Genomic DNA, 12139 nt, shown 5'->3' on the forward strand with positions numbered 1-12139 from the left:
ATTCAGCGTTTCTAAAAACACCTGTTAATTTTTTTTCGATATTAACAGGTGTTTTTTATTTTACACAAAAAAGAGGTGATATAAATCTTCACAACCATGTCAGGCTACAGATCCAAATTCGAAACAGCACCTCATTCACAGTTACAGATTGTGTTTCATATTATGTATCAACGAAACCAGAACAAAGTACTGTGTGAACTCCGCCAGCCTAACGTGAAAACCGAAAAAATACACCCCCGCTTCGCATCTGTTTCAACCTTATTTCCAAAACACACTTACACCACTCATTAACAACTATTTAACCCTGATTTTCGCACCTGTTTTTCCGGAGAAAAAATTTCTTGATCAAATCCCCCTAAAACCTTTTCGTATTTATTACCTTTGGCCCTTGTTGTACACATAATATGTACCCTGAAAGAGATATCAGGGGCTTAAAAGGAAACACTAAACAATTAAATTCAATCTGAGAAATGGGAAAAGGTTTTTTTCATGTTCCGGTGGCAGTTAATGAACCTGTAAAGTCATATGCCCCTGGAAGCCCTGAAAGAGAAGAGGTACTAAACCAGTACAAAGCCTATTTTAACGGTTCGGTAGATATCCCCATCTATATAGGTGGTGAGGAGATCCGTACCGGGAACACCAGGTCTATTGCACCTCCGCATGACCATCAGCACATTGTAGGCCAGTACCACCTTGCTGAAAAATCGCATATAGAAAAGGCCATAGCTACGGCTCTGGAAGCCCGTAAAAAATGGGCTGCCCTGCCCTGGGAACAGCGTGCTGCCGTGTTCTTGCGTGCTGCTGATCTTATTGCAGGCCCTTACCGTGCCAAAATGAATGCAGCTACCATGCTGGGGCAATCCAAGAACATCTATCAGGCCGAAATTGATTCAGCATGTGAGATCGTAGACTTTCTGCGGTTTAACGTAGAATACATGGCTCAGATATACAACGACCAGCCCGAATCGTCCGAAGGTATCTGGAACCGGGTGGAATACAGGCCCCTGGAAGGTTTTGTATATGCCATTACCCCGTTCAATTTTACAGCTATTGCAGGAAACCTGCCTTCGAGTGCTGCCCTGATGGGTAACGTGGCCATTTGGAAACCCAGCGACAGCCAGATGTTCTCCGCCAAGGTGATCATGGACGTATTCAAGGAAGCAGGAGTACCCGACGGTGTTATCAACATGGTATCCGGCGATCCCGTGATGATCACCGACACCATCCTGGCCAGCCCGGATTTTGCGGGAATACACTTTACCGGGTCTACCAACGTATTCAAGAACATATGGTCCAAGATAGGAGCCAACATACACACCTACAAGACCTACCCGAGGATCGTAGGCGAAACCGGGGGAAAAGACTTTATCATCGCCCACCCCAGCTCGAAAGCAAAACAGGTGGCTACGGCTATTTCCCGCGGAGCTTTCGAATTCCAGGGACAAAAGTGCAGCGCCGCCTCGAGGGTATACCTGCCGAAATCGATGGCCGATGAAGTCCTGTCCTTTGTTAAGGCCGATGTGGAATCCTTTAAGATGGGATCGCCCGAAGATATGAGCAACTTTATCACGGCAGTGATCCACGAAGGTTCCTTTGACAAGCTGGCCAGCTATATCGACCAGGCCAAAGCAGATCAGGATGCGGAGATCGTTGTGGGTGGAGGTTATGACAAATCCAAAGGATATTTTATCGAACCCACCGTGATCCTCACCACAAACCCGCAATACAAGACCATGACCACCGAATTGTTCGGCCCGGTAGTTACTGTATATGTCTATGAAGACGAGAAGTGGGCAGAAACACTTCAGCTGGTAGACAGTACATCCGAATACGGCCTTACGGGAGCAGTCTTTTCCAATGACCGCTATGCCGTGGAAGAAGCTGCCAAAGCCCTGGAAAACAGTGCAGGTAACTTCTATATCAACGACAAACCCACGGGAGCCGTTGTAGGACAGCAGCCTTTTGGCGGTGCCAGGGCATCCGGGACCAATGACAAAGCCGGGTCTGCGCTCAATCTGCTGCGATGGGTCTCTACCCGCCTTATCAAGGAAACTTTTGTATCTCCCGAAGATTACCGCTACCCCTTCCTGGGATAAGCTTTCTTCCGGAACAACTATAAACCAAACTTCCCTGCCAGCCCGTGATCTTTTCGATCCCGGTCCGGGCAGGGATTTTTTTGTTTCCCTATTTGTTCCTTTTCCCTTCTCCCACGCCTGTTTACAGGGGTTAAGTGTTAAATTCCACATTTAACAAACATTTAACCATATCCCCTTAAACCTTGGCTTACATTTACGATCTAACTTAAAAATCCTAAAAAAAATAACTCACCTAAGTAATGAAAAAAACCTTATTATTACTGAGTATTTTCCTTTTACAATACTCTTTCGCCCAGCAGTCGGGATCCGATTCGGTAACTCTTACCGGAACAGTAGTAGACAGTGAAACCAATGATCCCCTGGAATTCGCCACCCTGGTGGTGCGAAGCCTCGATAACCCGGAAAAAGTTAGCGGGGGCCTGACCGATGCGGAAGGAAAATTCAATGTAACCATAAGTGCCGGAAACTATGATGTAAGCGTGGAATTCATGTCTTACAAATCCTATACTTTAAAAAATCAGTCCCTCACCGGTTCCAAAAACCTGGGGACCATCCCCCTTTCTCTAGACATCGCACAACTGGATGAAGTGGAAGTCGTGGGACAACGGACCACAGTAGAACTTCGTCTCGACAAAAAAATATATAATGTAGGACAGGACCTCACTACCAAGGGAGGTTCCGTTTCAGACGTCCTGGACAATGTACCTTCTGTTTCTGTCGACGTGGAAGGGAATGTAAGTTTAAGGGGAAATGACAACGTTCGTATCCTCATCAACGGAAGGCCTTCGGGCCTTGTCGGGCTGAACTCCGCAGACGCATTGCGGCAACTTCCGTCTGACGCCATCGAAAAAGTGGAGGTCATTACCAGCCCTTCCGCCCGCTATGACGCGGAAGGTACCGGGGGTATACTGAACATCATCCTCAAGAAGGGAAAAGCCGACGGCTTTAACGGCTCTGTAACCGTTAATACAGGAATTCCGGATAATCACGGGGTTTCTACAAACCTCAATTACAGAACAGGTAAATTCAACTTTTTTACCAATGGAGGTTACAGTTACAGGGACGCTCCCGGAAACTCATATAACTTCACCGAATACAAGGGCAATGTGGACAACAGATTCCTGGAAGAAACGCGTGACCGAAACCGAAAGTCCAATAATTTAAACGCCAATGTAGGGGCTGAATACAATATCAATGACAAGCACTCCATAGTAGGGTCTGTTCTTATTCGTGACCAGAACGGTGATAACACCACGAAAAACTATACGGATAAATTCGATGATAACCGCAACCTCACCAACCAGGTCTTCCGCTACACCGGAGAAGATGAAAAGGACAAGACCCTGGAATTCAACCTCAATTATTTAGGAAAGTTCAACGATGAGGGCCACGAACTTTCTGTTGCCCTGCAGCACAGTGACGACGAGGAAGATGAACGCTCCAACATTTACGATCAGCCGGTCTATCCGGATGAAGGACCGCGAACCTATGAAAAGCTAAGAACATTTGAAAAACAAAAGAATATCCTGGTGCAGGCCGATTATGTCCTCCCCCTGGGAGAAGAGTCCCAGTTCGAGGCCGGTTTTAAAAGCAACCTCAACGATATGTCCAATGACTATACCGTAGAGAACCAGGACGATGAAGGGAACTTCTACGTAAACGACAGCCTTACCAACCTGTTCAACTACGATGAACACATTCATGCCTTCTATGCACAGTATGGCACGAAATTCGACAAATTTTCCGTGCTCCTCGGGCTGCGTACCGAAATTACCAATATCGATATTTCCGTAGAAGGCTTTGACCTGGATGCCAAAAAGAATTACACCAAGGTATTCCCCACTGTAAACCTTGGGTACGAACTCCGGGAAAACGAAAGTATTACCCTCGGCTATAACCGCCGTATACGACGCCCCTGGTCACGATTCCTCAACCCTTTCCCTTCCAGGGAGAGCAAGACCAATGTATTCCAGGGAAATGCCGACCTCAACCCCAGCTATTCCGATGCATTCGACCTGGGATACCTGAGGCAGTGGACAAACCTAACCTTTAATGCTTCCGTATATTACCAATACGCCACCGACGTTTTTCAGTTTATTTCCGAACCTACGGGCAATGTTACAGACGAAGGGGATCCCATTATAAAACGCGGTCCCATAAACCTGGCTACGGACAGCCGTTTCGGTTTTGAACTGGCCCTGATGTACTCTCCCTTTCAGTGGTGGAGAATAAATACGGACTTTAACTTCTTCAGATCCTCATTAAGGGGAAGTTATAACGATGTCAGCTATGACGCCGACAATACCAGTTGGTTTACCCGTCTTAATTCCAAGGTAAACCTGCCCGGAAAAATTGATTTCCAGACCATCCTTTTTTACAGGGGGCCATACAGTAATTCCCAGAACGAATACAAGGGCATGCTGTCTACCAACCTAGCCTTCAGCAAAGACATTCTTAATGACAATGCTACCGTTTCCCTTAATGTCAGTGACCTCTTTAATTCCCGCAAACGGAAAATGGAGACCATTACGGATTCTTTCGAAACGGAAAGTGAATTCCAGTGGAGAGAACGTCAGTTTACCCTTTCTTTTACGTACAGGTTCAACCAGTCTAAAAGACAAAGGGACAGGCAGGAAAGAAACGGAGACGAAGATATGGGAGGTTTTGAAGGATAAAGCCCGTATTTTATCGGTCGGCCTCCTTTAAACAAGGCCTCTTTATTTTCGGTTTTAGAAATAGATAAGGGATGTCTAAAAAGTCCAGAATCCTGTCATGTTGAACTCGTTTCAACATCCCATTACGCTGATCAGACAATCGCTATGGGAACCTGAAACGAGTTCAGGTTGACGTGAAATTTTTTTTAAGGCATCCCTTTTGCGTTTTTTATATGGTTTTGTGCCTCGAAAGTCCGGCTCTGACCATAAGAATATCACAAATCCGGGGACCTGCAAAAACATCTATATTACACATAGCTTTCTACTTTCTGTTCCAGGAACTTCATGGTTGTTTCCAGCCTGTTCACCGCTTCTTTTATTTCGTCGGGGGTCAGTGAGGCGAAGCCCATACGCAGGCCGGGATAGGGTTGGTCTATGGTATCGTCTTCATCGCCGCAATACCCGCCCAGTTTCAGTTTGTTCTTCTTCGCCTCGGCCTTTATTTCTTCCCAGTCATAACCTTCCCGAAGGGTAACCCATATGGCCATTCCCCCTTCCGGTTTTCTGAATTCGAAATATTTTCCCAGTCTTTCCCGGAGCAGTGTGCAAAACAGGTCGCGCCGGGCATGATAGATCTTTAATGCTTTTTTGCTGTGCCTTTGTATTTCGCCATCGCGTATCATCCGGGCCAGGGTTAGTTCCAGGATCTGGTCGCCCTGCCGGTCTATGACCCTTCGCAGACGGGCGGCCTCATCTACAAAATCTTTCGGGGCTACCAGATACCCTACACGAATAGCCGGGGCCACGATCTTGCACAAGGCTCCTATATAAATCACATTTCCTCCGGAATCACCACTGGCCAGGGGTAATATCGGGGCATTACAATAGTGAAAATCATAGTCGTAATCGTCTTCAACGATGGCAAAATGGTACTTCTGGGAAAGTTCCAGAAGGTGCATACGCCGGGGTGCCGAAAGGGTTACTGTGGTAGGGTGATGGTGATGTGAGGTGACATAAACCGCCCTGATCTTCTTTTTTTTGCACAGGGCTTCCACATCGGATGTCACCATACCGTTTTCATCCACTCTTACCCTGTTCAGCCTGCCCCCTGTCTCTATAAATACTTTATTGGCCGACCGGTAATTGGTTTCGCCTACCACGATGTTTTCTCCTTGTGCAAGCAATAACCTGGCGGAAAGATAGATCCCCATCTGGCTGCCCCGGGTGATAAGGATGTTATCGGGGCTCGTACTCAATCCCCTGGTATCGTTCAAATAATCGGCCAGGGCTTCCCGGAGTTCCATATTACCGTAAATAGACCCGTAGGACAGATGCCTCCTGTTATAGGACTTCTTTACGATGTTGCGATATACCCGCGCTATCTCTTCTATCGGGGCAATACGGTTATCGGGGACACCGTCGTCCAGCCCCAGAATGCCTTTCCTGGGAAATTCGGTATCCCTGCTGTTCAAATGTTTTCTTTGGATAAAGCTAAAACCTGCCTTTTGCCGGGCTTTTTCCGCTAACCCGGTCCCGGAGATGGGCTGCTGTTCTACCAGGGGAAGCGATCCGTTTACAAATGTTCCTTTGGCAGGACGAACCTCTATCCAGTCCTGGGCCATGAGCTCGTCATAGGCAGCTATTACCGTTTTCCGATGGACCTGCAGCGTATCTGCCATCCATCTTGTTCCCGGAAGTTTGGTAGAAGGTGCCAATACACCACATTTTATAAGTTGTATAACCTGATTGCACAGTTGAATGTAAAGCGGGGTGCAGGCTTTTTTATCGAGCTTGATCACTGTCTTGTATGGAAGCATAACCGGACTACTTAATATATTAAAACTGGACCACTAAAACACTCCATAAAACTAATACTTTTGACATTATAAATCAACATAGACCGATGATTTTTCATATTTCCGGGCTTCGATTGATGCCTGGTCCGCCAAAATAATAAAAGTAGTTATGAACAAGACCCACAAATACGACCTTACGGTAAAATGGACAGGAAACAAGGGATCGGGAACCAGCAGCTACCGTGCCTACGACCGGGACCATTCCATTATTAAAGAGGGGAAAGCGGATATAGCGGGCTCGTCCGACCCTGCTTTCCGGGGCGACAGTACCAGGCACAACCCGGAAGAATTGCTGGTCGCTTCCGTATCATCCTGCCATATGCTGTGGTTTTTACACCTCTGTTCCCAAGCGGGGGTGCTGGTCACCGATTATGAAGACCATCCTGTCGGCCATATGGAAGAGACCAGGGAAGGCGGTGGCCGTTTTACAGAGATCGTACTGCACCCCAGGGTAACGGTTTCAGAAGAATCCATGACAGGCAAACTGGACGCGTTACATCACAGGGCCGGCGAGCTTTGTTTTATTGCCAATTCCTGTAATTTCCCCATACGCCACGAGCCTGTCTGTCTCGTAAAAAACAAACAGAACTGAAGTAAAGGATCAACTGAACACTTGTAAATAATCAAGGTTATGCCGAATTACGAAACCACGCCCCTGAATAAACTGGTCCGCGGACCGAAACGGGCTTCTTACGACCAGGAGCAGATATATCGCATACTGGACAAAAAATTCCTTTGCCACGTGGCTTATACCTGGAACGGAAAAGCCATTGTTATCCCCACGGCTTACGGCAGGAAAGGAGATCGCCTGTACATTCACGGTTCACTGAAGAACAGGATGATGTCCTGCCTGTCCGAAGCGGGGGAGGCTTGTATATCGGTGACCCACCTGGACGGGCTGGTCCTGGCGCGTTCGGCATTTCACCATTCTGCCAATTACCGTTCGGTCAATATCTTCGGGAAAGTGAGAAAACTGGAAGGGGATGAAGAAAAAATGCAGGCCCTTGAGTGTATACTGAATCACATGGTGCCGGGCCACTGGAAACACGTAAGGCAGCCCAACGACAAGGAGCTCCGTGCCACCCTGGTACTGGAAATAGCAATAGACAGCGCTTCTGCCAAGATAAGATCGGGAGGAGTTGCTGACGAAAAAGAAGACCTGGACCTGCCCATATGGGCGGGAGTAATCCCGATTACAGAAACCGTGGGGGAACCCGAATACGACCCGTTCCTGCCAGAACATATAAAAGCCCCGGCGTCTGTACTGAATTATGTAAAAAATCACCAACCCTAAAACAGAAAAAACTATGGCTGCATGCACACCGTGTCAATGCGACACATCAATCGGTAAAAGCGAAAACCACCTGACAACCGGGATTTATAATCTCCTGCCCTACGTTATGGAAAGGTTTGTTCAAAATCCGGGGAAGAAATATCTGGATATCGTTTCTTCACTGACCCCGGAATACTTGTCCAAATACAAATAATTCCGCTAAATCAATTATTTTTCCATAACAACAAGCCCGGATGTATGTTACAACCGGGCTTGTCCAACGAACAAAACTTAGCAAACAGGTCAGTAAACAGCGACTTCTGCCATAGCGGCAAACTGAAGGCCGTCGTGCGCTGATTTCATAATGAGTTTAAAATACCGGAACGACCTGCTTTCGGCCAGATCGATATTCTGTGGAGTTGCATTGTCCTCCAATACAAAATCTCCCAGGCTTTCCCAATCTTGATTGTCGTTACTTACCTGTATTTCCAGGTCCTTTACCTTTCTTTGCCCGTCGCGCTGGGTAAGTGTAAACCCGCCGACCGCGGCAGATTCTTTCATATCCACCGTTACGTAGTGCGGATATTCGGCGGCATTGTCGAACCAACGTGTATGCCAGTAGGTCGCCGGATCGCCATCAATGATGTTGGACGCCCTGCCGTTTTCGCCGGCGGTCTCCTGTGAACTGTAATCTGTCACCAGCCACCTGCTGTCCCAGTCGGGATCATCTGTAAGTGTGGTGAGGTCAATATCCGGTTGGGGCAGGTTCAGGGCAGCGATCTCGTCATATACCGATGCGCTTGCCTTAAGCCCCCACTTCCGGAAAAATTCAGCGAGGTCATTTCCCGAAATTTCACAGGCTTTCAGCATAAAATACCGCATTTTCTCTTCTCTGCTGCTTAGCGACGGCTGTTCTTCCCGGGTATGTTTATGCAATTCCTGGAAAAACTCATCGCCATAGGCCAGCCATAATTGCTGAAACATGGCCAGGCGTACGAACAGTCCTGCTGCATTGCTGTTAAAATCGCGTTCTTCATCGGACAGGGCCAGGTAATCGGCTACGGCATACCATACCCCATCCCGTACCAGCCGGGAAGGGCTCACTCCCATGGCCCTTTCTGCGGCAAGGGCATATATGTTTACGGTAACTTCGCCCAGGGTATCCCAGGTCCAGGCACTTTGCTGGTGCATATGCCCGAGTTCGTGCCAGGGGCCCCAGCCATTATTTCCGAGGCCTTCTACCGTGAGAATATGATTTGCGACATCGCGGTGATACCAGGTGCGGTACCAGGTCGCCGCCATAAAGGTATCGTCCTTATCGGTCTCTGTCATCAGTATACGGTGTACATTGCGCTGATGTTCGGGAGCAGAGCCGTCCAGCCCGCTTATATCGTCTTCCGTTTTCAGCACCTCATCTACCAGGGTGAGCAACTGGTTCTGGTCGTCATCCCGGTATTGGAGGGCCTTGTCCCTGGAGGCAACGATAATGGCCTTATCGCTCACAAGCTGTACGTCCGGGGCTTCTGTCCAGGTATCGAGCATAGTCTGCCACTGGCCGTTAGTAGTTTCTCCCAGGACAAAATACGGCAACGGTTCATGCCCGTTCATAAATTCAAGACGGACACGGCCCGAGGAGACATTATTGCTCTTGGCATTGTAGCGAACGTACAACAGGCCCCCATACTCATCTCCCTTAATGGTATTTATCCCTTTGTGGAGCTGTACCTCAGCAGGATTCCACTTGGCTTCGTACCTGGAATAGGAACCTATAAGCAACACCGGGGTGCCACTCCCCTGCTCCAGTTGTTCCATTTTTACCATCAGGTCCGTACCGGGCGGCAGGTAAAATCCTGAAGGTGTAAAATCCGAGGCCGGAAAAGACTGTCCGAGCCGTGCGGCCTCTTCCTGCCCCGAAGGGGTTTCGTTAAATTCCTGTATTTCATTGACAGCAATGCCGCTTCCGTCCGGGTTATCGGGGTCTCCCGGATCGGTTTCCGGGGGCACACCACAGGAAAATACAACTCCTGTCAATGCTACGAACAGGATAAAACGGTTAAGTTTCAGGTTCAGGTGTTTCATAAGTATTTGGATTTAAAGGTTAATATACAATGATCCGGGACTAAAAATGTTGTCGAACACATTTTAAAACGTAACATACTTCAGTTTTCCATTGTTCCCAACCCGACTTTTTATCGCAAATGAAGATTATTTATAAAATGGTATCGAACACATTACAGAATAAAGATAAAAATATTTTTAATATTTAACATATTTTTAGCTTTTAATTTTAGTTAACCCCTCATAAAAGTTAAAAAAATCGTAAATTCACCACAAAAGCGCCTCTATCGTCATGACTGCTACAACTTTTCTTTCAAATCATATAAAAAGCCGCTACTGCACTCGCATACAGCAACGGCTTTGACCAACTAACTAACTCAAACAAAGGTTAAAAGATTGATAGGAGATTGATAGGAGATTGATGAAGATTGATGGAAGATTGAATCCCGATCGCTATCGGGAGATCGATTTGAAGCATTTCAATCTCGTTCAATCTTCCCGCGTAGCGGGACCAATCTCCTATCAATCTCCTTTAAAAAACACCGTCTTAATACCCAGCGTTCTGTTTCAGGTTGGGGTTCACTTTCAGGCTGCTTTCGTGAAAAGGCCACAGGTAATTCCGCGGGGCGAAGGAACGGTTTTCGATCTTCAGGGATACTTTGCTTCCGTTTACCATTCTCGTATGTCCCAGGGCAGGTTTATTGAGCATATCTTCCGCGATCTTCCACCTTATGATATCGTCATAGCGCAATCCTTCCCCGGCAAATTCGATACGGCGTTCGTTCCTTATGAGGTCTATCCACTGCTGCTGCGAATAGGCACTGTAATCCGGCAGGGTAACATCGGCCACGGTCATATCCAGGCCTGCCCTTTCCCTGACCTGGTTAATGCAGCTTTTGGCCAGGTTATCGACATCGTTCATCATGATCTTCGCTTCGGCATAGGTGAGCAATACTTCGGCGTAACGGAGCAATCCGTAAGTAAGGTTGCCATTACGGAAAGCATCGGCCTCCGATACGAATTTCCGGAACCAGTAGCCGGAACGGCTGGCCCGCTGGTTTTCGTAAAACATCGGGTTGTTCGGATTGTAGATATCTATGGTCTCTCCGTAAAACTCATCGCCGGGCCCCATGATACTGGCCTCATAACGAGGGTCGCGATTGAGCTTGGGGTCGAGTTCGTATTCTTCTTTGGTGTGTAACGGGCATTCGTCAATAGGGCGTCCCTGAAGGGTCCAGTAGGTGTCTACGAGGGACTTCAGGGGAACACAATAGGACTCCCCGTTCCCGGTTCTGAAATGCGGCCCGAGGTCGCGAAACGAATAGGTGGTACTACCGCTGAAACTTTCGATATCCTGGTGCTGGATAAACTCGTTGTTCGTGGTGGCCCCTTCGTATTGGAAGAGGTCCCTGTAACTGGAGTGCAGGCTATAATTCCCACTGTCCATGATTTCCCTGGCCAGCCGTGCAGCGAGTTCATAACGTTCATTATAAAGGGCATACCGCATCACCAATGCCTTAAAGGAGTATTTGTTGAACATGTATTTATTGGTCGTATATTCATCCGGGGGAAGCCGGTCTGCTATATCTTCGGACATCTGGAACAGCTGGTTCAGTATTTCTTCTTTAGGAGTAGGTTCTACCGTTGCTTCTTCCACGGTGACCGGTTCCAGTAGAAAAGGGACATCTCCCCACCTTGCGGTCAATTCGAAATAATGCCAGACCCGGAGGCCTTCCAGTATGCTTTTATAACGGGCTCGGACAGCTTCGTCTTCCACATAGGGTACATCGATATTGGCAATATAAGTGTTTAGCCTTCCCACGTGTTTGAGGCGCAGGGTGTAGTAATATTCAAATGCCCGTGTATTGCTGTTGATCGTACCGTTGGCAATACGAAGGTGATGGTCGTCTTCCGAACGGGCATAGGCGTTATCGCTCCTTCCGTCTTTCATATACAGCAACGTTCTCCTGTTACTGTGATGGGTGAATACATCATAAAAACTACTGTAGGTCACCCGTCGCAGGTCGTCTTCATCGATAAAGAATTCCTGGAAGGTGGTGGCCTTGGGGTCTGTCTTGTCCAGGAAGGACTCGCACCCGGTCATTCCAAGGATCATAAAAATGTAAATAATAAATATTCTTTTCATGTGTATATTTTTTATTTGTTTTTCAACGGCCATGCTTCGACTAAGCTCGGCACAGG

At 47.6% G+C, this 12139-nt stretch carries 7 protein-coding genes; 4 read left to right on the forward strand and 3 right to left on the reverse strand.

Annotated features, from left to right (window positions below):
- The first annotated feature begins 470 nt into the window (after positions 1-470).
- Together pruA and KN811_RS06500 are read left to right on the forward strand one after the other, a co-directional pair.
- The gene (gene pruA, locus KN811_RS06495; protein ID WP_187965709.1) at positions 471-2096 is read left to right on the forward strand and encodes an L-glutamate gamma-semialdehyde dehydrogenase; all 1626 of its coding nucleotides are present in this window, start codon (positions 471-473) and stop codon (positions 2094-2096) included.
- Between the two features lie 239 nt (positions 2097-2335).
- Entirely contained in the window at positions 2336-4771 is a 2436-nt protein-coding gene (locus KN811_RS06500) for a TonB-dependent receptor (protein ID WP_187965708.1), read from the forward strand.
- 287 nt (positions 4772-5058) lie between these two features.
- Here the strand turns inward: KN811_RS06500 and pdxR are convergent, their stop codons facing one another.
- Positions 5059-6567 carry a MocR-like pyridoxine biosynthesis transcription factor PdxR gene (pdxR, locus tag KN811_RS06505; protein ID WP_187965707.1) on the reverse strand — a complete coding sequence of 503 codons (1509 nt, stop codon included), beginning with the start codon at positions 6565-6567 and terminating at the stop codon, positions 5059-5061.
- A gap of 148 nt (positions 6568-6715) precedes the next feature.
- Between pdxR and KN811_RS06510 the strand changes: the two genes are divergently transcribed.
- Both KN811_RS06510 and KN811_RS06515 read left to right on the forward strand, forming a co-directional pair.
- Entirely contained in the window at positions 6716-7198 is a 483-nt protein-coding gene (locus KN811_RS06510) for an OsmC family protein (protein WP_187965706.1), read from the forward strand.
- A 39-nt stretch (positions 7199-7237) separates the two neighbouring features.
- Entirely contained in the window at positions 7238-7900 is a 663-nt protein-coding gene (locus KN811_RS06515) for a pyridoxamine 5'-phosphate oxidase family protein (RefSeq protein ID WP_187965705.1), read from the forward strand.
- Between the two features lie 282 nt (positions 7901-8182).
- Here the strand turns inward: KN811_RS06515 and KN811_RS06520 are convergent, their stop codons facing one another.
- Together KN811_RS06520 and KN811_RS06525 are read right to left on the reverse strand one after the other, a co-directional pair.
- Entirely contained in the window at positions 8183-9958 is a 1776-nt protein-coding gene (locus tag KN811_RS06520) for a M60 family metallopeptidase (protein WP_187965704.1), read from the reverse strand.
- A 526-nt stretch (positions 9959-10484) separates the two neighbouring features.
- The gene (locus tag KN811_RS06525) at positions 10485-12083 is read right to left on the reverse strand and encodes a RagB/SusD family nutrient uptake outer membrane protein (protein ID WP_187965703.1); all 1599 of its coding nucleotides are present in this window, start codon (positions 12081-12083) and stop codon (positions 10485-10487) included.
- Positions 12084-12139: the final 56 nt, after the last annotated feature.

The organism is Sinomicrobium weinanense (genome assembly GCF_018863395.1).
Lineage (GTDB): Bacteria > Bacteroidota > Bacteroidia > Flavobacteriales > Flavobacteriaceae > Sinomicrobium > Sinomicrobium weinanense.

Coding starts and splice junctions, on each gene's coding strand:
- pruA (WP_187965709.1), top strand. CDS start 471: ATGGGAAAAGGTTTTTTTCATGTTCCGGTGGCAGTTAATGAACCTGTA.
- KN811_RS06500 (WP_187965708.1), top strand. CDS start 2,336: ATGAAAAAAACCTTATTATTACTGAGTATTTTCCTTTTACAATACTCT.
- pdxR (WP_187965707.1), bottom strand. CDS start 6,567: ATGCTTCCATACAAGACAGTGATCAAGCTCGATAAAAAAGCCTGCACC.
- KN811_RS06510 (WP_187965706.1), top strand. CDS start 6,716: ATGAACAAGACCCACAAATACGACCTTACGGTAAAATGGACAGGAAAC.
- KN811_RS06515 (WP_187965705.1), top strand. CDS start 7,238: ATGCCGAATTACGAAACCACGCCCCTGAATAAACTGGTCCGCGGACCG.
- KN811_RS06520 (WP_187965704.1), bottom strand. CDS start 9,958: ATGAAACACCTGAACCTGAAACTTAACCGTTTTATCCTGTTCGTAGCA.
- KN811_RS06525 (WP_187965703.1), bottom strand. CDS start 12,083: ATGAAAAGAATATTTATTATTTACATTTTTATGATCCTTGGAATGACC.